The organism is Advenella sp. EE-W14 (assembly GCF_012923605.1).
Taxonomy (GTDB): Bacteria; Pseudomonadota; Gammaproteobacteria; order Burkholderiales; family Burkholderiaceae_B; genus Advenella; species Advenella alkanexedens.
Genome location: NZ_JAAVNG010000010.1, coordinates 49,985 through 76,205, shown reverse-complemented (window position 1 = coordinate 76,205; position 26,221 = coordinate 49,985). Strand labels below are relative to the sequence as shown.

Below are 26,221 nucleotides of genomic sequence, written 5' to 3'. Positions count from 1 at the left end.
TAATTAAGGCCGTTATTTTGTTAAAATAGCGGCCATATTCAATCTTGAAATGTCTTTTCCACCAGGAAAAGGCATTTTTCTTTGCAAGCAATTTTTCCATTAAAAACTATCGTGATCTCTACAGCAAATCTTACCATTCAATTCGGTCCCAAACCCCTGTTTGAAAATGTCAGTGTTAAATTCGGCGGAGGCAACCGTTATGGCCTGATTGGTGCCAATGGTTCCGGTAAATCCACTTTTATGAAAATTATTGGTGGTGACCTTGAACCAACCTCGGGTAATGTTTCGCTGGATCCCGGTGTGCGCCTGGGTAAGTTGCGCCAGGACCAGTTTGCCTACGAAGAAGTTCGCGTGCTGGATGTAGTCATGATGGGGCACGTTGAAATGTGGGAAGCCATGAGTGAGCGTGATGCCATTTATGCCAATCTTGAGGCTACCGACGACGATTACATGCGTGCCGCCGAGCTGGAAGCCAAGTTTGCCGAATATGATGGTTACACGGCTGAAGCCCGTGCCGGAGAGCTGTTGCTGGGACTGGAAATTCCCGTCGAACAACATAACCTTCCCATGAAAGAAATCGCACCGGGCTGGAAACTGCGGGTATTGTTGGCACAAGCCTTGTTTTCCAACCCTGATGTCCTGTTGCTTGACGAGCCTACCAATAACCTGGATATCAATACCATTCGCTGGCTTGAAGGGGTGCTTAACGGTTATCAAAGCACCATGATTATTATCAGTCACGACCGTCACTTCCTGAACCAGGTCTGTACCCATATGGCCGACCTGGATTACGGCGAAATCCGCATTTATCCCGGCAATTACGATGATTATATGCTGGCTTCCACCCAGGCACGTGAAAGGCTGATCAGCGACAACGCCAAGGCCAAAGAGCGGGTTAGCGAACTGCAAGACTTCGTGCGCCGTTTTGCTGCCAATAAATCCAAATCCCGTCAGGCCACTTCCCGTCTGAAGCAAATTGACCGTATCAAGTCTGAAGCTGTTGAGGTCAAGCCGTCTTCACGTCAGAACCCTTACATCAGGTTTGAGCAGGAAAAAGTCCTGCATCGTCTGGCGGTAACGGTGGAAAAAGTCAGCAAGGCCTTTGATGCGCCGGTTATTAATAATTTTTCGGCCATGATCGAAGCGGGTCAGAAAATTGCCATTATCGGTGCCAACGGTGTGGGTAAAACAACGTTGCTCAGATTGTTTGCCGGCGACCTGAAACCGGATAGCGGTACGGTCAAATGGTCTGAAAATGCCGATATCGGTTATATGGCCCAGGACGTTTCTGATTATTTCCAGGCCGATATTAATGTGTTTGACTGGATGGGGCAGTATCGCAAGCCGGGTGACGAAGACCAGGCTATTCGTTCGGTACTGGGACGTTTGCTGTTTTCTGCCGATGATATCGTCAAGCAGGTCAAGGTGTTGTCAGGTGGCGAGAAAAACCGCATGACATTTGGCCGTCTTATGCTTGGCCGGCACAACGTGTTGTTGCTCGACGAACCTACCAACCACCTGGATATGGAATCTATTGAATCGTTGCAGTTTGCACTGGAAAAATACGCGGGTACATTGATCTTTGTGTCGCATGACCGTGAATTTGTTTCGGGTCTGGCCAACCGTATTATTGAAATCATGCCTGATGGTGAGATTGTCGATTATCAGGGTGGTTATGAGGATTATCTGACTTCACGCGGTATTGAGGATTAATGAGGACACTGTCTGAGCCATTCTCGTTTGAAGAAGAAATTAAAAAAAGCCGTTTTATTGCGCATGCAATGCCGGTTTCTTCTTCAGAAGAGGCGCTTGGTTTTTTCTCCCGCTTGCATGAACCCGAAGCAACGCATAATTGCTGGGCTTTCAAAGTAGGCCAAAATTATCGTTTTAATGACGATGGTGAGCCTGGCGGAACAGCTGGGCGGCCTATTTTGCAAGCTATAGAAGGGCAGGATCTGACCAATGTCGCGGTATTGGTGATACGTTATTTTGGCGGTATTAAGCTGGGTACCGGTGGTTTGGTCCGGGCCTATGGAGGGTGTGCAGCCAAATGTTTGCGTCAGGCACCCCAGGTTGAAATTATCGAAACAAGAACCGTGATTTGTTCTTGTCTGTTTTCGGAAATGGCCCTGGTCAAGTCACGCATTGCCCAGACTGAAGCCAGGGTTACTGATGAAATATATACCGACACGGGTATTACCATGACATTGGAAATACCCCTTGAACAGGTATCACCGCTTGAGCAGGTTTTTATTAACCTGACCAAGGGTAAGGGGCAGTGGTATTTGCCCGATGAAATCGGACCGCTATAAGATGCAGCACGGCCGCTTGCTCTGAAGGCAGGCACGCTATATGCCTGCCAGGAGCAGCGTTAATGCAGAGTGATCAAGCCTTGTTTTGCTCGTCTGCCTTGGCCTGTGCGGTGGCAATTTCCTGATGCACTTTTTCCATGTCAATTTCCTGGATTTTGGTGAGAAGTTCATCCAGTTGATTGGCTGACAATGCGCCCGCCTGGGAAAACATCAATACTTTTTCACGGAAAACCATTAAAGTGGGGATGGAACGGATTCTTAGTGCGCCCGCCAGTTCCTGTTCTTCTTCGGTATTGATTTTGGCAAAGTCAATATCCGTGAATTTTTCTGCGGCTTTTTCAAAAACCGGTGCAAATTGACGGCAAGGACCACACCAGGGTGCCCAGAAATCAATAATAAGGGTGTTGTCGTCTTTGATGGCAGCCTCAAAGGTTGCCTGGGTGAGTTCTTTAATGGCCATGATGAATGATCCTGAATGAAGTTAAACCTGTATAGTAACTGTAAATGAGGGCCAGGGGCACTTAATTAAAATTGAATTTTTTTATCGCTGCTATAGCTAAATGATTAAGCCGACATTGCTGGTTTGCAATGTCGGCTTTTTAAGCTGTACTCAATGGGGCGTTGGTCTGGAATAAGACCCTGGGATCTGTTGAAACGCTTGTTTATTCCAATACAAACCGGATAACAAACAATATGGCAACAATCACGCTGGCAATATGCAGCTCTTTCATCCGGCCCGTTCCTATTTTCATGATCACGTAGCTGATAAAACCAAATGCGATACCTTCAGCGATGGAATAGGTAAACGGCATGATAATCGCGGTTAATGAAGCGGGAATGGCTTCGGTAACGTCAGACCATTCTATTTCAGTCAGGTCCCTGACCATTAAGCCGGCAACATAAAGCAGGGCGGGGGCGGTAGCATAAGCAGGTACCACGCTGGCCAGCGGTGCAAAGAACAGGCACAGCAGGAACAAAATGCCAATGACCAGGGCCGTCATCCCGGTGCGGCCACCTGCCTGCACGCCTGCGGCACTTTCCACAAAGGCGGTGGTGCTGCTGGTGCCAATTAATGAGCCCGCCAAAATGGCACTGCTATCGGCAAACAGGGCGCGGCCCAGTTTGTTGGGTTTTCCTTCAGGTAACAGGTTGGCCCGTTTTGCCACGCCAATCAGGGTACCGGTAGCGTCAAAAACCTCTACCAGTACAAATACCAGAATAACATTCAGGAAACCATGATTCAGCACACCGGCAAGATCAAGCTGAAATAAGGTGGGCGCAACGCTGGGTGGCATGGAAATAATATCTGAAATGGGGGGGCTATAACCCAGCAGGGCCGATAAAACGGTAATGGCCAGAATGCCGATTAAAATGGCACCCTTGATTTTCATGGCATCAAGCACGGCAATAATAAAGAAACCCAGAATGGCCAGCAATACCGTGGGTGAACTTAAGTCTCCCTGGGAAACCAGCGTGGCCTCATTGCCCACCACAATACCGGCTGATTTAAGGGCAATCAGGGCCAGAAACAGGCCAATACCTGCCACAATGGCAGCCCTAAGTGACTTGGGAATGCCTTCAATCAGCCATTTTCGCAAGCCTGAGGCTGAAAGAATCAGGAAGATCACGCCTGATACGAAGACGGCGCCCAGTGCCTGTTGCCAGGTATAGCCCATGGCACCGACCACCCCGAAGGCAAAAAAAGCATTCAGTCCCATGCCGGGTGCCATACCGATAGGCCAGTTGGCCAAAAATGCCATGATGAAGCATCCCAAGGCTGCAGCCAGACAGGTAGCGACAAATACGGCACCTTTGTCCATCCCGGTCGTCGCGAGGATCTCCGGGTTGACAAAGATAATATAGGCCATGGTCAGAAAAGTGGTAACACCAGCCAAAACCTCGGTTCGGGCGTCAGTGGAATGTTCCCGTAACTTAAACAGTGACTCAAGCATGGGCATTACTCCTATTTAATGTAGAACAACGTGTAAAATATAAGTACTTTAACGTACACGGTGTATCCTTCATAAATAAAAAGGCGTCTGCTTTGGGTATTTGCGTGCGTGCGTCTTTAATAAGCAACACAATAATTTTGTCGTACACCCGGGAAGGTGTGCCAAGAAAGTGATTGCCAGCAATCCATTTGGCCTGCAACGGCTGTTTTTAATTTGAAATAATGAATATTATCGGTTTTGAAAGTTCCTGTGATGAAACAGGTGTGGCAATTGTCAATACAGAGAAAGGTTTGCTGGCACATGCCTTGCATAGCCAGATTGCCATGCACCAGGCTTATGGTGGTGTGGTGCCCGAGCTGGCCTCACGTGACCATATCCGGCGTGTCTTGCCGTTAACCCGTGAGGTTCTTGAAAAATCGGGTTTGACCATCAAGGATATTGATGCGGTTGCCTATACAGCGGGCCCGGGTCTTGCCGGTGCTTTGCTGGTTGGTGCATCGATGGCACAGGCTTTTGCCTGGACACATAGTTTGCCCGCGATCCCCATTCATCACCTGGAAGGGCATTTGCTTTCGCCCATGCTGGCTGAAGAGGTCCCTGAATTCCCTTTTGTTGCCTTGCTGGTTTCCGGTGGGCATACACAAATTATGCGGGTCAATGGGGTTGGGCAGTATGAGCTCCTGGGAGAAACCCTTGATGATGCGGCCGGAGAGGCTTTTGATAAATCGGCCAAACTCATGGGCCTACCTTATCCTGGTGGTCCTGCGTTATCCAAACTGGCCGAAAAGGGTGATCCGGCCGCGTATGCCCTGCCGCGCCCCATGATGCATAGCCCTGATCTGGATTTCAGTTTCAGTGGTCTGAAAACAGCGGTGCTGACAACACTGCGAAAAATAGAGCAGGCCGGTCCTTTGGGTGAGCAGGATAGGGCAAACCTGGCCGCTTCAGCGCAGCAGGCGATTGTGGATGTACTGGGTTATAAGGTGATCAAGGCCATGAAGAAAACCAGGTTGAAAAGGCTGGTGGTGGCGGGTGGCGTAGGGGCAAACAGCCAATTGCGCAGTTATTTACGTAGCGAGATGGCCAAACAGGGGGGGCAGGTGTTTTTCCCGCCACTGGCTCTGTGTACTGATAATGGCGCCATGATTGCACATGCCGCGTCCGAACGGGTGAAGGCGGGGCTGGTTGACTTGAATAACAGCGCCTACGCGTTTGGCGTAAGGCCCCGTTGGGATCTTGCCGAGGTTTAGGTTTTTTGCTTGTTTTTCTGGCCCAGCCGGGTTTCCGTTCCTGCCAGCAGGTTGGCAATGTTTTTCTTGTGCTTGTAAATAAGTATGAGTGAAATAATGCAAATCACCCAAAAAATTTCAGGCAGGCGATACCAGGCTATCTGATTGCCGGCATAATAGTAAAAGGGTGCAAAAATGGCGGCTACAATGGCTGCCAAAGAAGAATACCTGAAAAACACGGCAATAATAAGCCAGGTGGCCAGGGTGGCCAGCGCCAGCCAGGGCTGGATGGCAAGCAGGATGCCAATAGCGGTTGCCACACCTTTTCCACCTTTGAATTTAAGAAAGATAGAGTATAAATGCCCAAGGAAAACAGCCAGTGCAACCAGCGCAATGCCAGTGACGGTAAGACCCAGTTCCGGGGCAAACTTAATGGCAAGATATACCGCCAGCCATCCCTTGAAAGCATCCCCAACCAGGGTGAGTGCGGCAGCCAGTTTGTTGCCGGTCCTGAGCACATTGGTGGCTCCGGGATTGCCGGAGCCAAATGTTCTGGGGTCTTTCAGGCCAAATAATTTACTGGTAATAATGGCGAATGGGACTGACCCTGCCAGGTAAGCTAAAATAATGGCAAGAATGCTGGCCAGTATAGAGTTCATCAGGATTCCTTCTTTTTATCAAGAGCAGATTATAAACAGGAAAATTTTTGTTTTTAAGTCGATGTATGATTTTTTTGGATAATATCTGCAAGATGTAATTCAAACAAGTTCATTCGGGGTATATTGTTTTAAAATGCCATGGGCTGATGATAAAAAATAATAAGTAAATCAACTTTTATTTTGGGGTTGAGGTTTTCCAACCCATCATTTATTGGGTTCTTTTTCTGGTTTGGAATATATGAAGCGAATTTTAGTCTCTAATGATGATGGATATAACGCAAAAGGCATTGAGTTACTGGCAGAGGCGCTACGATCGTTCGCGGAAGTCATAGTCATTGCACCAGAAACCAATCATAGCGGTGCTTCCAACTCATTAACGTTAACTCGTCCGTTAACCGTGCGGCAGGCAGCCAACGGGTATTACTATGTCAATGGCACGCCTTCCGATTGTGTGCATATTGCCCTGACAGGCATCCTCAAGCATAAACCTGATCTGGTTGTGTCCGGTATTAACAATGGTGCCAATCTTGGTGAAGACACACTGTATTCAGGCACGGTTGCAGCGGCCACCGAAGGCTATTTGTTTGGTATTCCTTCCATTGCTTTTTCCCTGACAGAGCGTAATTGGCCCCACATTGAAGCCGCCGTTGAAATCGCGGTTCATATTGTCAGGCATCAGCTGGCGCAGCCTCGCCAGGCCCCTTGCCTGCTTAGCGTGAACATCCCGCCGTTGCCAAAGCATGAGCCTGAAAACATTTGCGTTGCCCGTTTGGGGCGACGCCATCCTTCCCAACCGGTTATTGAAGCAACCAACCCCAGTGGGGAAACCATTTACTGGATTGGTCCTACCGGTGAAGTGGCCGATGCAGGCAGTGATACCGATTTTGGCATTATCAAACAGGGAAAAATATCAGTAACTCCTTTGCGACTTGATTTGACGCATTATGACGAATTAAGCATTACCCATGAGTGGCTGGAGGGTTTATGCGTAAACCCATAGACGATCTTGTAGTTTATGGTAATAAAAATGTTAGGGATGGAAAAAAAACGTCGCCATTCGGTTCGTCAGCGGTAAATCAAATTAAAATTACCCCTGCGAATAGCAATACACGGATTTTGTCAGGTGCCCAGTCTTTTTCTTATGGACAAAGTGGTTTCGCCAGTCAGCTCAAGCCAGGCGTGGCTGGTGGTACAGCAGGAGGTCCCATGAATCTCGGATTGAATTCGGAAAGATTGCGACACCAGATGGTTACACGCCTGAAGCAAAAAGGTATCACGGATACGCGGGTACTGGCGGCAATGCAGGCGGTGCCGCGGCATATATTCGTTGATCAGGGCTTGGCCAGCAGGGCATATGAAGATGCCGCTTTGCCTATTGGGTTTTCCCAAACCATTTCCCAACCCTGGATTATTTCCAGAATGCTTTCCATTGTGTGTGAAGACAGAAACCCGAGAAAAGTGATGGAAATCGGGACGGGTTGCGGTTATCAGGCCGCGGTAATGGCTCACTTGTTTCCTGCTGTTTACAGCATAGAAAGGATAAAAGGCCTTTATGATATGGCGCGCGAGCACTTGCGTGATTTGCGACTGGTTTCCAAAGTCAGTCTTACCTTCGGAGACGGGATGCTTGGATTGCCTTCATATGCCCCTTTCGATGCGATTGTCATCGCGGCTGCCGGTATGGAAATTCCGGGTGTATTGTTATCCCAGCTTAGCGTGGGGGGCAGGTTGATTGCCCCTGAGGGCACCAGTAATCAAAGACTGGTTCTGATAGAAAGAACCGGACAAGACTCTTGGGATCGAACAGAACTGGAGGCAGTGCGCTTCGTTCCGTTACGGTCAGGTATACAATCTTAGTTGGAGAATTTTTGCCTTAAATTTAATTGGCAAACTGGATATTATGAATATGCATTCGTTCAGAAGAAAGTCATTATTATTGGGTACCGTGTTTATGGCAGCAGTACTTGCTGGCTGTAGCGGTACGGGAAAGGCGCCAGTGTCCAGTCTGGGTGGTGGCGGTGGTGCTTCTGCCGGGGAATATGTGGTGCAAAGAGGCGATACGCTTTACGGTATTTCCCGTAGGCATAACGTGACTGTTGCCCAACTGAAATCCCTGAATAATATTTCAGATCCTTCTCAACTCGAGGTGGGACAACGTTTGCGTCTTTCATCTTCAAGTGTGGCCAGCACCGCTGGCCGCACTGCCAAGGCTTCTTCTGCAGGCAGTGTGTCAACATCGGCACCGACGGCCAGTGATGCAGGTCTGGTTTCCTGGACCTGGCCACTTAAGGGAAATATTATCACCGGTTATTCCAGCTCAACCCGTGGTATAGATATTGCGGGTAATATGGGCGATCCGGTTTATGCGGCCGCTTCGGGAACGGTTTCATATGTGGGTAATGGCCTGCGTGGCTTGGGTAATCTTATCCTGATTTCACATGGTAACGGTTTTATTACCGCTTATGCACATAACAGCAAATTGCTGGTTAAAGACAAACAAAGAGTCAGCAAAGGTGAAAAAATTGCTGAGGTCGGGCAGTCTGATACCACTTCTCCACGCTTGCATTTTGAAATCCGTCGCAATGGCCAGCCGGTCAACCCCTTGTCTTACTTGCCAAAATAAAAATTGCTTATGCTTCCCACTCTTGTTTTTGACCTTGAAACCATTCCCGATGCACAGGGACTCCGTAGCCTGAATGGCTGGGAACCGGATATGCCCGATGCTGAAGTCATTGAGCGTGCCACGGATATCCGGATAGCGGAAACCGGTTCTGATTTTTTTCCCCTTCATCTGCAAAAAATTGCGGTGATTGGCTGTGTTTTTCGGGATGATAGCGGGTTCAGGGTTAAAACATTGGGAAAACCAGACGATGATGAGGCGACTCTCATCAATGGCTTTTTCAAAACCATCGAGCGCTATACCCCCAGGCTGGTGAGCTGGAATGGCAATGGCTTTGATTTGCCGGTATTGCATTACCGTAGCCTGATTCACGGGATTCAGGCACATCGGTATTGGGATATGGGTGAGGAAGATCGTGATTTCAAATACAATAATTACATTAGTCGCTATCATACCCGTCACATAGACTTGATGGATTTACTGGCTAAATATAATGGTCGTGCCAATGCACCATTAGATCAATTGGCCAAGCTTTGCGGCTTCCCCGGTAAGCTGGGTATGGATGGCGGGCAGGTTTGGCCAGCCTGGCAGGCGGGTAAGGCCGATGAGGTGCGCGCCTATTGCGAGACCGATGTTGTGAATACCTGGCTGGTTTATTGCCGTTTTCGTTTTATGCGCGGCGAAATAGACAAGATTGCTTATGACCGTGAAGTGGAGCTGGTTCGGCAGACCCTTGAGGAAATCAATGCTCCGCATTGGCAGGAGTATCTGGCGGTCTGGAATATATAAAAACAGGCTATCAATGGGAGGCGTTTATATCAAACGCCTGTCTCCCCGGTAATCAATTGAAAATATTCCGCCAGAAGTGTAATTTGTTTGAAACGGGTTATGGCTCACAATGGCTTCACGTTATCAGTTAATACAAAGGAGCACCATTATGGCTAAGTCACTTTCTTCATTCGTTGTTAAATCACTTGCTGTGGCTACTACAGCCTTGGCGATCGGCTCAACATTTTCAATTGCCAGCGCCCAGCCCCAGGGTGATGATACCCGTCCTGGCGTAAGTCAAAGAATGGGCGATGGTAAGGCTCAATTCAAAGGTGAGCGTGGTCATCATAAATATGATGGCCAAAAAATGAATGCCAAAGCCGCTATTGTTATTCCCGGTTTTGGTCCTGTTGATCAGAAACTGGTTGATGACCTGAAACTCAATGATGATCAAAAAGCCAAGTTGCAAGCTGCACTGGATGCGAAAAAACAGGCCCGTGGCGAACATCGCGATACGTTCAAGAAAGTGTCTGATCTTCGCAAGCAGCAAATAGAGTCTGGCAAGCTTGATCCTAAAGCCTTGCTGGAAGCCGAGAAAGAATTGCGTGCCGCCATGCAGGAAAAACGTGATGCGCACCAGGCTCAATGGCTGGTTTTGTGGGAAAGTTTCACACCTGAACAGCAGTCTACGGTAGGTAAATACTATCAGGAACGAGCCCAGAAAATGCAGGAGCGTCGTAAAGATCGTCAGGAAAAACGTGAGCAACGTAAGGAAAACAGAGCCAAACAGGCTCCAGCTGAACAGGCTGAAACAAAGGCCTGATTGACTGAATAGTTGTACCGCTTAGTATCTATCCTCTCTCTTATCCCGGTTCTTTAACCGGGATTTTTTTATGATTTTCATGACATTGTCCATTTGTGTCATGCTTGAATTTACAATAGGTGCTTCGTTTGGATTGGAACAGTCATGTCTGAAGTATTGTCTATAGAATCATTGGATCTTGAGGCACGTGGCATCGCACGTCGTGAAGGAAAAACCATTTTTGTCCAAGGGGCGCTTCCCACCGAGGTGGTTGAGGCCACTATTCTAAGAAAGAAACCCTCTTATGAAATTGCGCGCACGGAGCGGATCTTGAAAGCGTCCAGCTTAAGGGTCAAGCCCCGTTGTCCCAATTTTGGCATGTGCGGTGGCTGTGCCATGCAGCACCTTGATACGTCCACGCAGGTTGCTGTCAAGCAACGTGCCCTGGAAGATTGTTTCCAGCATATCTCAAAACTTAAAATTCCACAGGTGCTGGCACCCATGCACGGGCCCGATTGGGGGTATCGTTACCGTGCGCGCTTATCGGTGCGTTATGTCAGAAAAAAAAGCACGGTTCTGGTTGGGTTTCATGAGCGCAAAAGCGGTTATGTGGCGGATATGACCGAATGCCATATTTTGCCGAAACATGTCTCTGATTTGCTGGTACCATTACGCGTGCTTGTTGGCAGTTTAAGTGTGCGTGAGCGGGTGCCTCAGATTGAAGTGGCGATTGGTGATGGTACGACCGTGTTAACCATACGGCACATGGACCCGTTCAACGGTAATGATTTAGCCTTGCTGGATGAGTTTGCGGATAAACATAATATTATCTGGTGGGTTCAATCGAAAGGGCCTGAAACGGTTAAGCCCTTACATGAAAAAGATGCCGGTAAATTGGCTTATACCCTTCCGCAATTTGGTCTGCGTATGGCTTATAAGCCTACCGACTTTACCCAGGTTAACCATCAGATTAACAGGGCTCTTATTGCCAGGGCACTTAATTTGCTAAATGTGCAATCCCGGGACAGGGTGGTTGATTTGTTTTGCGGATTGGGTAACTTTACCTTACCTTTGGCAACCCAAGCCAAAGAAGTGGTGGGTATCGAGGGTAGCAAAACCTTGACAGACAGGGCGCTTGAAGCCGCAAAAGACCATGGTCTGGAAAGTAAAACCAGTTTTTCAACCCTTAACCTGTTTGAGGTGGATGTTCAATGGTTGCGTAACTTGGGTTATTTTGACCGTATGCTTATTGATCCACCCCGCGAGGGGGCGTTGGAGGTTGCCAGGGCACTGGTGCAGCTTGAGTCACATGAAAGACCCAAACGTATCGTTTATGTGTCCTGTAACCCTGCCACCCTGGCCAGGGATGCAGGCGTGCTGGTTGAAAATGGTGCTTACCGGCTGGTATCAGCGGGGGTTATCAATATGTTCCCGCATACCGCGCATGTGGAATCCATCGCGGTATTTGAGTCCTGAGAAATGGGCGTGACCGGTTATTGCCGGCCTCAGGTGGTTTATAACCTGGGTCGGCGGTAACCTCCTTTGACGCCTTCCGGTGACAGCACAATCTGCCATAATTGATTCGAACGTGCCCGGAATGAGCCGGCACAAACCAATAAATAATAACGCCACATGCGATAAAAACGCTGGGAATACTGGTCTTTGAATTCATGCCAGTGTTTTTCGAAGTTGGCATGCCATGCCATGAGTGTTTTATCGTAATCCGCCCCAAAATTGTGAACATCTTCTATCACGAACAGGGACTCCAGTGAGTCGGAGATCTGTCCAAGCACAGGCACTTCTCCATTGGGGAAAATATACTTGTCAATCCATGGATCGGGGTGATGGTCCCGGATTTGCCCGCCAATGGTATGCAGCAGAAAAAGACCGTCTTCTTTCAGGTTGCGACGGGCTACCTCAAAATAGGTACGGTAGTTTTTACGTCCAACATGTTCGAACATGCCCAGACTGACAATGGCATCATATTGTTCATTCAGGTCGCGGTAGTCTTCCAGCCGAAACGTAACGGGCAATCCCTGGCATAATTGCTGGCCATACTCCGCCTGTTCTTTCGAAATGGTGACCCCTGTACAGGTAACACCATAATTTTCTGCGGCATAGCGCATGAAACTGCCCCATCCGCAACCAATATCCAGAACGTGCATACCGGGTTTCAAATCCAGCTTTTGGCAAACCAGATCCAGTTTTGCCAATTGGGCGTCGTTCAGATTGTTGGCCTTGTCCCAGTAGCCGCAGGTATAAGTCATGTAGGGGTCCAGCATTTTGGCAAAAAAATCATTGCCTATGTCATAGTGGGTTTCGCCTACTTCCCATGCGCGGGTACGGGTTTGATGGTTAAGGATTTGGGCACGCAAACTGTACCATAAGGTACTTAAGCTTTTTATTTTGGCATCCAGTTTGCTATGCAGGATCAGACAGATCAGTTCGTCAATTCGCTGGCAATCCCACATGCCTGCCATATAGCTTTCGCCCAGTCCTTTGCTACCTTGTGCCAGAATCAGGTCGGCCGCTTTGGGGTCATGAATCTGGATATCCCATGAATTTTTCCCGTTTATGGTTATGTTTGCGCTGGCCAATAGTTGACTAAGGTATTCGCATGACTTGTTATTGATTGTTTTTGAATGTGCTGCTTCTGTTAACTCCTGGTGTTTCATGAGCTTTCCTTTAGCGTAGATAAAGAAAACAACGAATTAAAGAGCACAGAGCCTAAAGAGATGAAAGGCACTGTGTAATACTGGAAATGGATACCTTTTACATCGTCAAGAGATCTTTCTATTATTTATAATAGGTATAACTTACCATTGTGACCACAAAATTTCAAACTGAATCTATTAGGTTCTAATGCCTGATAGGTTTTTAAAGCATATTTCCCTGGCTAATGTTAAAAAAGCCTGGATATAAGCAGCATTAGTGTCTTCGCTGCGTACGGCGGCATACAATGTTTGCCAAATGCCTGGTGGGTCACCTAAATGGCAAGTCTTAAGCCATTCCTGCCTGACATAATCGCTCAATGTCCAGTTAGGTAGGGCGGCAACGCCCCGGTTACTGTTCACCAGCTGGATAATCATAGGCGTTAATTCTGCGGTTCTGGTGGCAGCGGGCTCTACGTCGGCGGGGTCAAGAAAAGTATGGTAAATATCCAGCCGGTTTTTTTCAACCGGATAAGTAATTAATATCTGGTCGGCCAGGTCTTGTGGCCTGATGTATCGCTTTTTTGAAAGCGGATTGTCTGCAGAGACGGCAACCACCAGTTCATACTTGAAAAGCGGGAGGTAATCAATGTTTTCCGAGCGCACAGGGTCTGAAGTGATGACCAGATCCAGGTCACCCCGCCGCAGGGCAGGAAAAGGGGCAAAAGAAAATGCCGCTGACAAATCCAGTGAAATGTGGGGCCATTGTTGCCTGTATGCATCAAGAGCGGGCATAAGCCACTCAAAGCAGGAATGGCATTCAATGGCCAGATGCAGTCTGCCGGTATTGCCTGCGGCCAGTTTTTGCAATTCCCTTTCAGTAGATTTTACCTTTGGCAAAATATCATCGGCCAGCGCAAGTATACGTAATCCGGCGGTGGTTAATCTGGCCGGCCGGGTTCGTCGGTTCAGGACCGTTGTGCCCAGCCTGTTTTCAAGGTCGCGCAACTGGTGTGACAGGGCGGATTGGGTGACTGAAAGATGGTCAGCCGCCTCTTGGAGATTGCCAAAATTACGAATTGCGGTTAGCGTTTCCAGATGTTTTATTTCAAGCATGTGTCGATTTTTTCAAACAAGACTATTCGTTTATGCAATTAAAAATAAGTAAATAAATCAATTGCTTATGCATTAATATTAAAAACTCTCATGTTATTTTAAGAATTTAGAGATATATTCATGTTAATTGTAAGGCAAAATCCAGATACTTGATAAACATTCATGCTATTTAGGATTTATATGACTATTATTCATAACTTGGGTTTCCCCAGGATTGGTGTCCAAAGGGAATTGAAAAAAGCGCTGGAACAATACTGGCGCGGACAAATCAATGCCCAGGAACTTGAGGCGGTTGGGTTTGGACTAAGAAAAAAACATTGGCAGCAGCAGGCGGATGCCGGTGTATCCTTATTGCCAGTGGGCGATTTTTCCTGGTATGACCAGATTCTGGAGTGGAGCACATTGATTGGTGCCGTTCCTGCCCGTTTTGCACAAGATGCCCAGCAGGAAACCGGGCTGGATACTTTATTCAGAATGGCGCGGGGCAGAGCGCCTACCGGAGAGCCCACCGCAGCATGCGAAATGACCAAGTGGTTTGATACCAACTATCACTATATCGTCCCCGAACTGGAAGCAGGGCAGACGTTCCGCATTGCCCGCAGCTCCCTGTTTGATCAGGTTGACGAGGCCCTTGCCGCAGGACATCAGGTCAAGCCGGTTATTCCGGGTTTGCTAAGCTATTTGTGGTTAAGCAAAGGAGAGGACTTCAACAATGGCGCCAGTGATGAGCGCAAGCTGGCCTTGATTCCCGCTTTGCTGGAGGTTTACGAAAAAGTGCTGACACGCTTGCAAGAGCAGGGTGTTGAATGGGTGCAGATTGATGAGCCTATCCTGACGCTGGAGTTGCCTCAGGCCTGGAAAGATGCCTTCAAACTCGTTTATGCGAAATTGGTGCAACAAAAACTGAGGATTCTGCTAGCCACTTATTTTGAGAGTCTGGATGACAATCTGGCCCTGGCCGGCCACTTGCCGGTTGACGGTTTGCATGTGGATCTGGTCCGTGGCAATGACGATTTGCAAGCCATTGCGGATATTCTTCAGCCAGGGCAGGTTCTGTCGGCGGGGATTGTCAGCGGCCGTGATATCTGGCGTACTGATCTTGATGCCGCTGCAGTCCGTTTACAGCCGCTAAAAGAAAAGTTGGGTGAAAATTTATGGCTGGCGCCGTCTTGCTCTTTATTGCATGTGCCGGTGGATCTGGCTTCTGAAAAAAAGCTTGATGACGAACTGAAATCCTGGCTATCTTTTGCACGCCAGAAACTTGAAGAATTAAACGCTCTGGCGGCGGTTCTGGATAAGCGCCAAACGCCCGCGATTGAAGCGTTTCTGGCCAGGCAACATCAGGCGCTTGAAAACAGGAAAACATCCAGGCGAATTCATAACCCGGCGGTGCAGCAGCAACTGGCTCAATCCGTGTCAATTAGCCGTGACCGGACGCCTTTTAATGAGCGCATGAAAAAACAGCGGGCTGCATTGGGCTTGCCTTTGTTCCCAACCACCACGATCGGTTCTTTTCCGCAAACGGCAGACATCAGGGCATTACGTCGTGATTGGAAGCAGGGTGGGTTGAGCGATGTAAAATATGAGGCAGCCATCAAGGAAGAGATTGCTAAAGTGGTGGCTTTCCAGGAAGAGGTCGGGCTGGATGTCCTGGTTCATGGAGAGCCTGAACGCAATGATATGGTTGAGTATTTTGGTGAGCTTCTGGCCGGCTATGCCTTTACCGAAAATGGCTGGGTACAAAGTTATGGTTCACGCTGTGTAAAACCACCGCTTATTTATGGTGATGTGGCCCGGGTTATGCCAATGACGGTTGAATGGACGGCTTATGCTCAATCCCTAACGAACAAACCCATGAAAGGTATGTTGACTGGTCCTGTCACGTTGCTGCAATGGTCATTTGTGCGTGATGATCAGCCAAGAGAACAAACATGTCGCCAGCTGGCCTTGGTATTACGTGAGGAAATCCTGGATCTTGAAAAGGCGGGTATTCATATTATCCAGATTGATGAGCCCGCGTTTCGCGAAGGGCTGCCATTGCGCAAGTGCAAGTGGCAGGCTTACCTGGCTTGGGCGGTTGATGCGTTTCGGCTGTCTGTTTCTGGTGTTCGGGATGCGACGCAAATCCATACGCATATGTGTTATTCGGAATTTAATGACATTATTGAAGCCATTGCGGCGATGGATGCCGATGTGATCACCATCGAAACCTCCCGTTCCAATATGGAGTTGCTACTTGCCTTTGAGCAGTTTCATTACCCCAATGAAATTGGTCCGGGTGTTTATGATATTCATTCTCCCAATATTCCCGATACGGACTGGATGATTCAATTAATGCAAAAGGCCTCGGAAAAAATAGACAGGGCGCGTTTGTGGGTCAACCCTGATTGTGGCCTGAAGACAAGGGACTGGCCGGAAACCCGTGCGGCACTGGAAAAAATGGTTGAGGCTGCCAAGGTATTAAGGTTGCAATAGATTATTAATTTGGTTTTAATTAGGGTAAACCCTAGAAATAAACGACGAATTTAAGAATTCATGTATGATAATTTACGGGTAAGTTATACTTTCCGCAATCATTCATCAATTGTTCTTGAATTCGTCCATAATGTCGTTTGATTCCTCCGTAAGCCGCAAACCTATTCACACTCGAAAAATAGAAATGAATTCCTTTTTAAGGGAGGATGGTTTGTGGGAGCTGGAAGCAACCCTGCTTGATGTCAAGGCTTACGATTTTCCCAAACGCAATGGCAGTATCAAAGTGGCGGGTTCTCCAGTGCATAACATGACAATCTGCCTTCTGGTCTCGGAAGATGGAGAAGTGCGTGATGCCCGGGCACATTATGATGATGCACCTTATGAGCAAAACTGTTCGGCAATTGAAAAGGCTTACAAGGGCCTGATTGGCTTGCATTTACTAAGAAATTTTCGTAATGCGGTCAAGGAACGCTTTTCCCGAACGTCTGGTTGTACTCATATGTCCGAACTTGTTGTACTATTACCCACGGTTTTTGTTCAAAGTCTGTCGGTGTCCCGTAATCGGAAAGAAGCACAGTCGGGTAAAAAGCCTTTCCAGCTTGAAGGTTGTCATGCCCTGGCTTTAACTTCACCTGTGGTAAAAGAGTTTTATCCCGAGTGGTACGTCAATGAAAATCGGGAAACGGGCAAGATCAATTGATGGTGGTCCCCTGCGCAAGCGGGGTATTTTATTTTTTCCTACATCTATATAGGTAATACATGAAGATCCATGAGTATCAAGGTAAAGAACTTCTAAGGAAGTTTGGCGTTACCGTACCTCGCGGTATTCCCGCATTCTCTGTTGACGAGGCTGTTAAGGCGGCAGAAACACTGGGCGGCCCGGTTTGGGTTGTGAAAGCTCAAATCCACGCTGGTGGCCGTGGTAAAGGTGGTGGCGTTAAGCTGGCCCGTTCCATCGATGAGGTGCGTCAGTTATCTTCTGAAATTTTGGGTATGCAACTGGTTACACACCAGACTGGCCCGGAAGGTCAAAAAGTCAACCGTCTTCTGATTGAAGAGGGGGCTGACATTAAAAAAGAATACTACGTGGGTATCGTTACCGATCGTGCTACCCAACGTGTTTGTGTAATGGCTTCCAGCGAAGGCGGCATGGATGTTGAAGAAGTTGCCGAGAAAACGCCTGAGAAAATCCTGAAAGTATTTGTTGATCCCGCTACCGGTCTGACCGATGAGGAAGCAGCAGAATTGGCGCGTGGGATTGGTGTGCCAGAAGAGTCTGTGGGCAAAGCGGCAGCCGAGTTCCAGAAACTGTACAAAGTGTATTGCGAAACCGATGCATCCCTGGCAGAAATCAACCCCCTGATCCTGACCGGTTCAGGCGATATCATTGCCCTGGATGCCAAATTCAATTTCGATTCAAACGCCTTGTTTCGTCAGCCTGAAATCGTGGCTTACCGCGATCTTGATGAGGAAGATCCGGCTGAAATCGAAGCCAGCAAGTTTGATCTGGCTTACATTCAGCTCGACGGCAATATCGGTTGCCTGGTAAACGGTGCCGGTCTGGCCATGGCGACCATGGATACCATCAAGCTGTTTGGTGGCGAACCCGCAAACTTCCTTGACGTGGGCGGTGGTGCTACGGCAGAAAAAGTAACCGAAGCGTTCAAGATCATGCTGAAAAACGAAGGCGTGAAAGCAATTCTGGTTAATATCTTTGGCGGTATCATGCGTTGTGATGTGATCGCTGAAGGCGTTATTGCCGCATGCCGTGCGGTAAACCTGAATGTGCCTCTGGTTGTTCGCATGAAAGGAACCAACGAGGAACTGGGCAAGCAAATGCTGAAAGATTCAGGTCTGCCTATTATCAGTGCTGACACAATGGCCGAAGCAGCAACCAAAGTTGTTGAAGCTGCCAAGTAAGTAAGGAACTCATCAATGTCTATTCTTATCAATAAAGACACAAAAGTCATTACCCAGGGTATTACAGGTAAAACCGGTCAGTTTCACACACGTATGTGCCGTGAATATGGTAATGGTAAAGAAGCCTTTGTCGCTGGTGTAAACCCCAAACGTGCCGGCGAAGATTTCGAGGGTGTTCCCATCTACGCTTCCGTTAAAGAAGCCAAGGAAGAAACCGGCGCTACTGTTTCCGTTATTTATGTTCCACCCGCAGGTGCCGCCGCCGCCATCTGGGAGGCTGCCGAAGCCGACCTGGATCTGGCTATTTGCATCACCGAGGGTATTCCTGTTCGTGACATGCTTGAACTACGCAACCGCATGCGCGCTGAAAACAAGAAAACCCTGTTGTTGGGCCCTAACTGCCCGGGCTTGACCATTCCTGATGAAATCAAGATTGGTATTATGCCTGGCCACATTCACCGTAAAGGTAAAATCGGTATTGTTAGCCGTTCCGGTACATTAACCTATGAAGCCGTTGCACAGGTTTCCGAATTGGGTATGGGCCAGTCTGCAGCGGTCGGTATTGGTGGTGACCCCATCAATGGCCTGAAGCACATCGATATCCTGAAAATGTTTAACGATGACCCTGAAACTGAAGCGGTTATCATGATTGGTGAAATTGGTGGACCCGATGAAGTTAATGCTGCATTGTGGGCCAAAGACAATATGAATAAACCAATCGTTGGCTTTATTGCTGGCGTTACAGCGCCTCCAGGAAAACGCATGGGTCACGCTGGTGCCCTGATTTCCGGTGGTGCCGATACGGCAGATGCCAAACTTGAAGTAATGGAAGCTTGTGGCATTCGTACAACCCGCAATCCTTCTGAAATGGGCAAATTGCTGAAATCCATTCTGTAATATGTCTTAGCGCAACAAAAAACCGCCACGATCAATATTTTTGATGGGCGGTTTTTTACTTGCTGTAAAGGCCGCTATAGTAAGCAGGTACTTGTCATCCTGGCAGGAGAAGATCCGGTTTGTACACAGGCTGGTTTGCCGGGCTTATAAGGTTGGCTTTTTCAATTCAAAATTAAAACTACCTTGAACTGAATTATAATTTGCTGTTTTCCTTGGAAACGCAGTCAATACATGATTCAATACGGGGCAGCATTTGGCCATTAAGGCTGTTTTGGGCGGGTCGTCACGTTCTTGCCGTCCATCAATTGTGTTCTTAACAAGACAATAGGTAAAAAAATGTTAGAGTTTTTTCAACAGATCCATTGGTCCGCGATTGGCCAAATAATTCTGATCGACATTCTTTTGGGCGGAGATAATGCCATTATTATCGCCCTGGCTTGTCGAAACCTGCAAAAGGCGCAGCGCATCAAAGGTATTCTTTGGGGTACGGTAGGCGCGATTGGCATGCGTGTGGTCCTTATTTTATTTGCCATGGAAATGTTGAAAGTGCCATTTCTCAGGCTTGTTGGTGGTGCTTTGCTAGTGTGGATCGGTATCAAACTGCTTATTCCCGAAGATGATCACGGTGAAGGTATCCAGGCCAGCAGCAGTGTATGGGGTGCGGTTAAAACCATTCTGATCGCAGACTTTGTCATGAGTCTTGATAACGTCATTGCCATTGCCGGTGCTGCCACCAATGCTCATGCCGATCACCAGACCGCTTATGTGATTTTCGGTTTGCTGGTCAGTGTGCCTGTTATTATCTGGGGCAGTACAATCGTCCTGAAAATTATTGACAAATTCCCGCTGGTTATTATGTTTGGTGCCGGCTTGCTGGGCTGGTTGGCTGGTGGCATGTTTGTGAGTGATATGTATATTCAAAATACCTTCCTCGGTGGTGCCGAATCTTCGGCCACAATCAAGTATACTGCCCAGATCGGTTGTGCATTGCTGGTCATGATCGTTGGTAAGCTTATTGCCATGCGAAAGGCTGATGCATCATCTGAAAAGGCTGAATAAGTACGTATTTATTTTAAGGATAGTCAGTTAAAAACATGTCACAAAAACCTAAATTTACCCTGTTGCAACTTTTGTTTGCCCTTGCGGTTATCGGTATTGTTATTGCTGTCCTTGCCAATTATTTTAAATAGGAATCAGCAATGTCAGTACATCCTGAAAAATTGATTATCGCTACTCGTGCCAGTCGTCTGGCTTTATGGCAGGCCGAGTTTGTACAGGCTAAGTTGCAGGCATTGTATCCCGCTTGCCGTGTTGAACTACTGACTATGACCACCAGGGGCGACCAGATTCTTGATCGCACCCTGTCAAAAGTGGGTGGCAAGGGGCTGTTCGTCAAGGAGCTTGAAACTGCCTTGCTTGATGGTCGGGCCGATCTGGCCGTACATTCCCTTAAAGATGTACCTATGGATCTTGGCTCGCCATTTCAGCTGGCGGTTGTCATGGACCGTGCAGACCCACGTGACGCATTTGTATCCAATAAATATGCAAAGCTGGCCGACTTGCCCGAAGGTGCAGTAGTGGGCACTTCCAGCCTGCGTCGTGAGTCGCAAATCAGGGCCAATTTCCCGCATCTGGTTGTAAAGCCGTTGCGTGGCAATCTTGATACTCGTCTGGGCAAGCTGGATAACGGCGAATACGATGCAATTATCCTGGCGGCAGCTGGCTTGCAGCGTCTTGGTCTGCCTGAAAGAATCCGCAGTTTTCTGTCCATAGAGGATAGTCTGCCGGCAGCCGGGCAGGGAGCGCTCGGTATCGAGATTCTGGAATCCCGTTCCGATGTGCTGGCAGCTTTACAACCCCTGTCTTGTCCGGAAACGCTGGCATGTGTAACGGCAGAAAGGGCCGTCTCATCATTCCTGGGGGGGTCTTGCCAGGTGCCTTTGGCTGCGCATGCCGTTATCACTGGCCAAAATCTTACCATTCAGGCGTTTGTCGCTTTGCCGGATGGTACCCGGGTATTGCGTGCGCAAAGCACGGGTCCGATTGAGCTGGCAGGGCAGCTGGGACTGGATGTGGCCAAAGAGTTACATCAGGCTGGCGCTGATAAAATTTTAGCTGCATTGTTGAATAATTAATTGTGTTTTCTTGACTCTTGATTGGCAAGAAAACATGAACAGACATATTATTCTTACCCGCCCGGCAGGAAAAAACGCATCATTACAATCATTGCTTGCCGCGGCGGGTTATCAGGTTACAGAACTTCCCGCCATTGAACGCTTTCCCTTGTCTTTAAGGGCAGGGGAGCTTCCCAATCTTGCTGCCTATCATCTGGTGTTTTTTGTTAGCGGCTATGCGGTGCAGGTCTTTTTTGAAATGCTGGCACAACATCACCGCTCCTGGCCGGCGGGTCTTTATGCAGGTGCTGTTGGCATGGCAACGGCCAATGTTTTGCAAAAGCTGGGTGTTTCTGCCAGTCGAATCATTCATCCGGCTCCCAATGCTGAAAATCAGGATTCGGAAGCTTTTTTTGATGAATTGCTTAAAATAGGTCTTGAGAAGTTTAACCGGGTTCTGGTGGTTCGTGGTCAGAGCGGTCGTCAGTGGCTTGCTGAACAGTTGCGGGCTGCTAAGGTACAGGTTGATTTTTTGCCGGTGTATGAAAGAAAGCCCCGGGTATGGACGCCATCTGAAAGTAAAGCAATGATATCGCTGTTGCAATCCAGTAAGCCAATAAGCTGGTTGTTAACCAGTAAGGAAAGTGTCGATAGCATATTTGATGAGCTAAAACGATATCAGCTTGTTCAATATTGCCTGAGACACCATTTTTTGGTTACTCATCCAAGAATTGGCGCTCGGATTCAGGCGCATTTAAAAGGGGGGGCGTTTCAGGAAAATTTGCCTGAAAAGAGGGTTGTCATTAATATATGTCAACCAAGTGATGAGTCAATATTTGAGATGTTAACCACTTCTTAAGTAAAATTGCCGTCATCTTCCACTACAATGCGATTATGAAAAAGAAGCAAGCACGCCATCATTTACATTCTAAAAACCATAATCTCAGCAAGGGATCAAAAAGCATGGATGAAAAAAAACAGGAAAGTATTCAATCTTCAGACCCTAAAGCATTGAATACGCCAGAAGAAAATCAACATAATAATCAGACAGATAATGTAACGCCTGTGGTTGCCTCCGACGACGTCGGGCATGAACCATCTATCTCTGCTGAGAAGTCTGCGTCATCGGCTTCAACCTCAGGTCAAAAGTCTGGTATTAATAAAAAAGTGTTTGGTACGGCGGCCGTTGTGCTGGCGGCTGTAGTGGGTGGGGCCGTTTACATGACCCAGCAATCCCAAATCGGCAGCAAGTGGTCAAAAGGTAACTCCGCTTCGCGTACAGCAGCACTTTCCGATCAGTCTGGATCCGTTTCCACAGCGTCAACACCCGAAGCGCAATCAGACGCTAACCAGGCAGAAAAAAGTCCAGGGCAGGCTGATAGCGTAAGCAATTCCGTGGTAGCGACACAGACTGAATCTGTGTCCACACAAGATGGTGTTGCTCCTCAGTCTCCGTCAGGCGCTGAAGAGGTGGTAACAAATGAGTCAAGTACGTCGCAGCAGGTAAAATCCATTGATTCAGCAGAAGAAAGTGCCTCGGCTGAAACGGCGCAACATGCAGCTCAAAGCGATGCCGCTACGGCCGTATCAGCGGTCAATGAAACGGAGGTGGTTCATGCAGATGCAAAGGCCGGCAATGAAAGTGAGCAGGATGACGGACTTAAGGCACAACTTGACCGGCAAACTGAACAGATTAATCAGCTGAAAACCGAGTTGCAGCAAATGCAGGCGCAGTATGCCGAATTGCTGGAACAACGACTGAACCGGGCAGACGTTGATGTTAGCCTGTTCGTTGTCAATGATGTTTCCCGCTTGGTGCAATCGGCTGATAACGAGTTAAGCATTGCCGGTAACTTACCCAATGCCATTCGTGCATTGGAAATGGCGCAGCAAACCATATTGCGTGCAAACAGTCCCATTCTGGCTGGGCTTGCCGGTGCCGTTTCTTCCGATATCGTGATGCTTAAATCAGCGCCAATCATGAATACGGATACGCTTTTCAAGGAAGTGGGCAAGTTAATCGAGTTGCTCGATCAGGCACCGCTCATTTCACCCGATCGGGTTGATCATTTGTCAACCGTCTTGCCGGTGCAAACACATGCTGTTTCCAGTGAGGCTGAGGTTCAGACCAGTGTCAGCCAGGATTTGAGCTGGTATGAAAAAGCCTGGGACGAGATCCAGTCCTGGCCTTCACAGGCTCTGGGTCTGCTGAAATCAGATTTGGGAGGACTGGTTCGGGTTGAAAAACTTGATGATCCAACGGTTGCCCTGATTTCGGCAGGACAGGCTGCCGCGCTTAAGAACAATCTCAAGCTCGATTTGCGATTTGCACAGCAGGGGTTGCTGAATGCCCAGCAGGGAATCTGGACCAGCTCTCTTGAGTCAGTACAGGCAGGCTTGCTTAAATACTATAACCAGGATGCACCCGCCACACGTCAGGCACTTGAGTTGACCCGTACCTTATTGGCAACCCCTGTGAGGCCTCAATTGCCACAAATTACTCATAGTGTGAAAGCCATTGAGGAAACCAGAAACCAGATCATCAATCTGGGCAACCCGCAGGAGTAAGCCATGAGGACAGGTTTAAAATTACTTGTGCTGCTCGCGCTTGCTGTGGGTTTTGCACTGATTATCAAAGATTCAAGCGGCTATTTTATGCTTGTAACCGGTGATGAGCGTCGTACGGTTTCCCTGACTACCGGCGTTTTTCTGCTGATTATCGCTTTTGTGTTTGTTTATTTGCTGGTTCGCTTGATAGCCACCTTAAGCAATTCACCAACCAGTTTCAAGCAATGGCGGGTTAGGCGCCATACCAGTAAAGATGTCACTCTGCTTGAAAAGGGGTGGCTTGAGTTGATTGAGGGTCGGGCTGACTCCGCTGAAAAAGATTTCACCCGCCTCTTTAATCATAGCCATAATCCTTCGCGCCAGGCCATTGCCAGCCTGGCTGCGGCCAAGGCGGCTCACATGTCCGGACACCATGAGCAACGCGATAAACTCTTGTTGCTGGCTGAAAACAAGTCCAGGCATTTTCCCCGTCTTGCCGAAGCAACTGCTACGGTCAAGGCCGAGTTGCTGCTGGATCAGGGAGAGTCCAGACAGGCACAGGCATTATTGGAGGCGTTGGATACGGCCAATGGCAGTAACCAGGAACATATCCAGAAACTGTTGTTACGTGCTTACAAGCAAACAGGTAGTAATGAAAAGCTGTTGCCCCTGGCCCGGATTATGCTTAAAAAAGGTCGGGTTGACCGTTTTGAGGCACTCAGGCTGATAGAGCATGCGGCAGCGGGCAGAATTAATCATGCAGCTCCTGAAGAGTGGCAATATGTCTGGAAAAGCCTGAGTGGTGATGAGAAAACAATGCCCTTGGTCGCAATGGCGGCCGCTGCACGCTTTGAGGCCGGTGGTGATAATAAAAATGCAGGCAAGGTGCTTGAAGAGGCCTGGGCTGTTACAAAAGATGCCCGCTTGCTTAAAATGTATGTGCAAACTGCAGGTGGGTCGGTTCAGGAACGATTGGCGATGGCGCAGGGCTGGCTGAAAAAGGATGGGAACAATCCTGAGTTGTTAACGGCACTTGGTTATTTGTGCCTGAAGGGGCAGTTGTGGGGGCAGGCTGAACGCTACCTCACACGCAGTCTGGCTATTCGCAGTGAAATGGCTGCCACAGAGGCTGGCCAAGAGGTTGGGGTGTCGCGTGAAGAAGCCCAGACCCATGCATTGCTGGGAACGTTGTATGACCGTCTTGGGCGCGCCCAGGATGCCATTAAGCATTGGCGTATTGCTTCAGCGGCTACGTCGGCATTACCTGTATTAAATAATGATAGTATTCTACCGGCGGCCGATACTACCGAAGATCCGGATGGTCCGCCCGACAGGAAAAAGCTTGATAACCTGGATGATCGTCTAATGTCAACAAAAGTTTCGGCAGATGCCAATGACGATTATCAGGCGGATGAGTATTTTGATACTGCACCCATACCGGGTTATGAAGCCGAAAAACAAGGTAGAAAATAGTTAATATTTCTTTTAATCTTTAAAGGTCATTTTATGAGTTTAGATCGTGTGCCAGCAGGTTCAAAATTACCAGATGAATTCAACGTGGTTATTGAAATTCCAATGAATGCCGACCCAGTAAAATATGAAGTGGATAAAGACACAGGCGCTGTGTTTGTTGATCGCTTCATGATGACGGCTATGCATTATCCATGCAACTATGGCTATATCCCACAAACCATTTCTGATGATGGTGATCCGGTTGACGTGCTTGTCATGACGCCTTTCCCGATTCAGGTAGGTGCCGTTATCAAATGCCGTACCATTGGCGTTTTGCACATGGATGATGAAGGCGGTGGTGATGCTAAATTGCTGGCTGTTCCCGTAGACAAACTCTATCCGGTTTATCGTAATATCAAGTCTCCTGAAGACTTGCCTGAAGAAGAACTCAAGCGTATCCAGCATTTCTTTGAGCACTACAAAGATCTGGAGCCAGGCAAGTGGGTCAAGGTTAAAGGTTGGGACGGTGTTGAGGCCGCCAAAGCCGAAATCGTGGCCAGTGCGGAAAGATTTGCGAAAAGCCAAAACTAATAAGCTGTAAACATTAACAGGCTATTGTTTTTTATTGAATTGGCCCCAGGAAACCGGACATCCTTCGGTTTCCTGGGGTTTTTGTTTAAGGGTATATAAAAGTCAGGATAGAATGC

24 protein-coding genes are annotated in these 26,221 nt (G+C 48.2%); 19 read left to right on the top strand and 5 right to left on the bottom strand.

The annotated features are described in order from the left end of the window. The first annotated feature begins 111 nt into the window (after positions 1-111). Positions 112-1,713 (top strand): ABC-F family ATPase, encoded by a 1,602-nt coding sequence (locus tag HCX92_RS09850; protein WP_169294795.1) that lies wholly within the window; start codon positions 112-114, stop codon positions 1,711-1,713. Beyond that, entirely contained in the window at positions 1,713-2,312 is a 600-nt protein-coding gene (locus HCX92_RS09845) for a YigZ family protein (protein WP_169294794.1), read from the top strand. Before HCX92_RS09850 ends, HCX92_RS09845 begins: the two co-directional genes overlap by 1 nt. A gap of 73 nt (positions 2,313-2,385) precedes the next feature. Here HCX92_RS09845 and trxA read toward each other — a convergent pair whose 3' ends face one another. Then, the gene (gene trxA / locus HCX92_RS09840; protein WP_169294793.1) at positions 2,386-2,772 is read right to left on the bottom strand and encodes a thioredoxin; all 387 of its coding nucleotides are present in this window, start codon (positions 2,770-2,772) and stop codon (positions 2,386-2,388) included. 202 nt (positions 2,773-2,974) lie between these two features. Further along, positions 2,975-4,264 carry an NCS2 family permease gene (locus tag HCX92_RS09835; RefSeq protein ID WP_169294792.1) on the bottom strand — a complete coding sequence of 430 codons (1,290 nt, stop codon included), beginning with the start codon at positions 4,262-4,264 and terminating at the stop codon, positions 2,975-2,977. A 221-nt stretch (positions 4,265-4,485) separates the two neighbouring features. On the opposite strand from HCX92_RS09835, the gene tsaD reads away from it, so the two are divergent. After that, positions 4,486-5,514 (top strand): tRNA (adenosine(37)-N6)-threonylcarbamoyltransferase complex transferase subunit TsaD, encoded by a 1,029-nt coding sequence (gene tsaD, locus HCX92_RS09830; RefSeq protein ID WP_169294791.1) that lies wholly within the window; start codon positions 4,486-4,488, stop codon positions 5,512-5,514. On the opposite strand, the gene plsY is transcribed toward tsaD, so the two are convergent. Beyond that, positions 5,511-6,152, bottom strand: coding sequence for a glycerol-3-phosphate 1-O-acyltransferase PlsY (gene plsY / locus HCX92_RS09825; RefSeq protein ID WP_169294790.1), 642 nt, complete (start codon positions 6,150-6,152; stop codon positions 5,511-5,513). The two genes, tsaD and plsY, sit on opposite strands and share 4 nt — an antisense overlap. Before the next feature lie 238 nt (positions 6,153-6,390). On the opposite strand from plsY, the gene surE reads away from it, so the two are divergent. The 6 genes from surE (at position 6,391) to rlmD (ending at position 11,818) form a co-directional block, all read left to right on the top strand. Continuing rightward, positions 6,391-7,152: a 5'/3'-nucleotidase SurE gene (gene surE / locus HCX92_RS09820; protein ID WP_169294789.1), complete on the top strand. Its 762-nt coding sequence runs from the start codon at positions 6,391-6,393 to the stop codon at positions 7,150-7,152. A gap of 206 nt (positions 7,153-7,358) precedes the next feature. Continuing rightward, positions 7,359-8,009: a protein-L-isoaspartate(D-aspartate) O-methyltransferase gene (locus tag HCX92_RS09815; protein ID WP_246587201.1), complete on the top strand. Its 651-nt coding sequence runs from the start codon at positions 7,359-7,361 to the stop codon at positions 8,007-8,009. A gap of 94 nt (positions 8,010-8,103) precedes the next feature. Continuing rightward, positions 8,104-8,775, top strand: a complete 672-nt coding sequence (locus tag HCX92_RS09810; RefSeq protein ID WP_246587166.1) for a peptidoglycan DD-metalloendopeptidase family protein — start codon at positions 8,104-8,106, stop codon at positions 8,773-8,775. Positions 8,776-8,784: 9 nt separating this feature from the next. Then, on the top strand, positions 8,785-9,561 hold the full coding sequence (locus HCX92_RS09805; RefSeq protein ID WP_169294786.1) for a 3'-5' exonuclease: 777 nt from the start codon (positions 8,785-8,787) through the stop codon (positions 9,559-9,561). A gap of 148 nt (positions 9,562-9,709) precedes the next feature. After that, positions 9,710-10,363, top strand: coding sequence for a Spy/CpxP family protein refolding chaperone (locus tag HCX92_RS09800; protein WP_169294785.1), 654 nt, complete (start codon positions 9,710-9,712; stop codon positions 10,361-10,363). A 144-nt stretch (positions 10,364-10,507) separates the two neighbouring features. Further along, entirely contained in the window at positions 10,508-11,818 is a 1,311-nt protein-coding gene (gene rlmD, locus HCX92_RS09795) for a 23S rRNA (uracil(1939)-C(5))-methyltransferase RlmD (protein ID WP_169294784.1), read from the top strand. A 38-nt stretch (positions 11,819-11,856) separates the two neighbouring features. Here the strand turns inward: rlmD and cfa are convergent, their stop codons facing one another. Both cfa and HCX92_RS09785 read right to left on the bottom strand, forming a co-directional pair. After that, entirely contained in the window at positions 11,857-13,017 is a 1,161-nt protein-coding gene (gene cfa / locus HCX92_RS09790) for a cyclopropane fatty acyl phospholipid synthase (protein ID WP_169294783.1), read from the bottom strand. Positions 13,018-13,194: 177 nt separating this feature from the next. Beyond that, positions 13,195-14,109, bottom strand: coding sequence for a LysR family transcriptional regulator (locus HCX92_RS09785; protein WP_169294782.1), 915 nt, complete (start codon positions 14,107-14,109; stop codon positions 13,195-13,197). A 180-nt stretch (positions 14,110-14,289) separates the two neighbouring features. On the opposite strand from HCX92_RS09785, the gene metE reads away from it, so the two are divergent. From metE to ppa, 10 genes are all read left to right on the top strand, one after another. Next, the gene (gene metE, locus HCX92_RS09780) at positions 14,290-16,584 is read left to right on the top strand and encodes a 5-methyltetrahydropteroyltriglutamate--homocysteine S-methyltransferase (RefSeq protein ID WP_169294781.1); all 2,295 of its coding nucleotides are present in this window, start codon (positions 14,290-14,292) and stop codon (positions 16,582-16,584) included. Positions 16,585-16,714: 130 nt separating this feature from the next. Further along, entirely contained in the window at positions 16,715-17,284 is a 570-nt protein-coding gene (locus HCX92_RS09775) for a DUF2889 domain-containing protein (RefSeq protein WP_169294780.1), read from the top strand. A gap of 59 nt (positions 17,285-17,343) precedes the next feature. After that, a complete protein-coding gene (gene sucC / locus HCX92_RS09770) occupies positions 17,344-18,504 on the top strand; it encodes an ADP-forming succinate--CoA ligase subunit beta (RefSeq protein ID WP_169294779.1) in 1,161 nt (386 codons plus the stop codon). Positions 18,505-18,519: 15 nt separating this feature from the next. Next, entirely contained in the window at positions 18,520-19,401 is an 882-nt protein-coding gene (gene sucD / locus HCX92_RS09765; protein ID WP_169294778.1) for a succinate--CoA ligase subunit alpha, read from the top strand. Between the two features lie 336 nt (positions 19,402-19,737). Then, positions 19,738-20,460: a TerC family protein gene (locus HCX92_RS09760; RefSeq protein WP_169294777.1), complete on the top strand. Its 723-nt coding sequence runs from the start codon at positions 19,738-19,740 to the stop codon at positions 20,458-20,460. A 140-nt stretch (positions 20,461-20,600) separates the two neighbouring features. After that, positions 20,601-21,536, top strand: coding sequence for a hydroxymethylbilane synthase (gene hemC, locus HCX92_RS09755; protein WP_169294776.1), 936 nt, complete (start codon positions 20,601-20,603; stop codon positions 21,534-21,536). Between the two features lie 10 nt (positions 21,537-21,546). Continuing rightward, on the top strand, positions 21,547-22,374 hold the full coding sequence (locus HCX92_RS09750) for a uroporphyrinogen-III synthase (protein WP_169294775.1): 828 nt from the start codon (positions 21,547-21,549) through the stop codon (positions 22,372-22,374). Between the two features lie 104 nt (positions 22,375-22,478). Then, positions 22,479-24,083, top strand: a complete 1,605-nt coding sequence (locus HCX92_RS09745; protein ID WP_169294774.1) for a uroporphyrinogen-III C-methyltransferase — start codon at positions 22,479-22,481, stop codon at positions 24,081-24,083. A 3-nt stretch (positions 24,084-24,086) separates the two neighbouring features. Beyond that, positions 24,087-25,535 carry a heme biosynthesis HemY N-terminal domain-containing protein gene (locus HCX92_RS09740; RefSeq protein ID WP_169294773.1) on the top strand — a complete coding sequence of 483 codons (1,449 nt, stop codon included), beginning with the start codon at positions 24,087-24,089 and terminating at the stop codon, positions 25,533-25,535. 33 nt (positions 25,536-25,568) lie between these two features. Next, positions 25,569-26,105, top strand: a complete 537-nt coding sequence (ppa, locus tag HCX92_RS09735) for an inorganic diphosphatase (protein WP_169294772.1) — start codon at positions 25,569-25,571, stop codon at positions 26,103-26,105. Positions 26,106-26,221: the final 116 nt, after the last annotated feature.

Coding starts and splice junctions, on each gene's coding strand:
- HCX92_RS09845 (WP_169294794.1), top strand. CDS start 1,713: ATGAGGACACTGTCTGAGCCATTCTCGTTTGAAGAAGAAATTAAAAAA.
- trxA (WP_169294793.1), bottom strand. CDS start 2,772: ATGGCCATTAAAGAACTCACCCAGGCAACCTTTGAGGCTGCCATCAAA.
- HCX92_RS09835 (WP_169294792.1), bottom strand. CDS start 4,264: ATGCTTGAGTCACTGTTTAAGTTACGGGAACATTCCACTGACGCCCGA.
- tsaD (WP_169294791.1), top strand. CDS start 4,486: ATGAATATTATCGGTTTTGAAAGTTCCTGTGATGAAACAGGTGTGGCA.
- plsY (WP_169294790.1), bottom strand. CDS start 6,152: ATGAACTCTATACTGGCCAGCATTCTTGCCATTATTTTAGCTTACCTG.
- surE (WP_169294789.1), top strand. CDS start 6,391: ATGAAGCGAATTTTAGTCTCTAATGATGATGGATATAACGCAAAAGGC.
- HCX92_RS09815 (WP_246587201.1), top strand. CDS start 7,359: ATGAATCTCGGATTGAATTCGGAAAGATTGCGACACCAGATGGTTACA.
- HCX92_RS09810 (WP_246587166.1), top strand. CDS start 8,104: ATGGCAGCAGTACTTGCTGGCTGTAGCGGTACGGGAAAGGCGCCAGTG.
- HCX92_RS09805 (WP_169294786.1), top strand. CDS start 8,785: ATGCTTCCCACTCTTGTTTTTGACCTTGAAACCATTCCCGATGCACAG.
- HCX92_RS09800 (WP_169294785.1), top strand. CDS start 9,710: ATGGCTAAGTCACTTTCTTCATTCGTTGTTAAATCACTTGCTGTGGCT.
- rlmD (WP_169294784.1), top strand. CDS start 10,508: ATGTCTGAAGTATTGTCTATAGAATCATTGGATCTTGAGGCACGTGGC.
- cfa (WP_169294783.1), bottom strand. CDS start 13,017: ATGAAACACCAGGAGTTAACAGAAGCAGCACATTCAAAAACAATCAAT.
- HCX92_RS09785 (WP_169294782.1), bottom strand. CDS start 14,109: ATGCTTGAAATAAAACATCTGGAAACGCTAACCGCAATTCGTAATTTT.
- metE (WP_169294781.1), top strand. CDS start 14,290: ATGACTATTATTCATAACTTGGGTTTCCCCAGGATTGGTGTCCAAAGG.
- HCX92_RS09775 (WP_169294780.1), top strand. CDS start 16,715: ATGTCGTTTGATTCCTCCGTAAGCCGCAAACCTATTCACACTCGAAAA.
- sucC (WP_169294779.1), top strand. CDS start 17,344: ATGAAGATCCATGAGTATCAAGGTAAAGAACTTCTAAGGAAGTTTGGC.
- sucD (WP_169294778.1), top strand. CDS start 18,520: ATGTCTATTCTTATCAATAAAGACACAAAAGTCATTACCCAGGGTATT.
- HCX92_RS09760 (WP_169294777.1), top strand. CDS start 19,738: ATGTTAGAGTTTTTTCAACAGATCCATTGGTCCGCGATTGGCCAAATA.
- hemC (WP_169294776.1), top strand. CDS start 20,601: ATGTCAGTACATCCTGAAAAATTGATTATCGCTACTCGTGCCAGTCGT.
- HCX92_RS09745 (WP_169294774.1), top strand. CDS start 22,479: ATGGATGAAAAAAAACAGGAAAGTATTCAATCTTCAGACCCTAAAGCA.
- HCX92_RS09740 (WP_169294773.1), top strand. CDS start 24,087: ATGAGGACAGGTTTAAAATTACTTGTGCTGCTCGCGCTTGCTGTGGGT.
- ppa (WP_169294772.1), top strand. CDS start 25,569: ATGAGTTTAGATCGTGTGCCAGCAGGTTCAAAATTACCAGATGAATTC.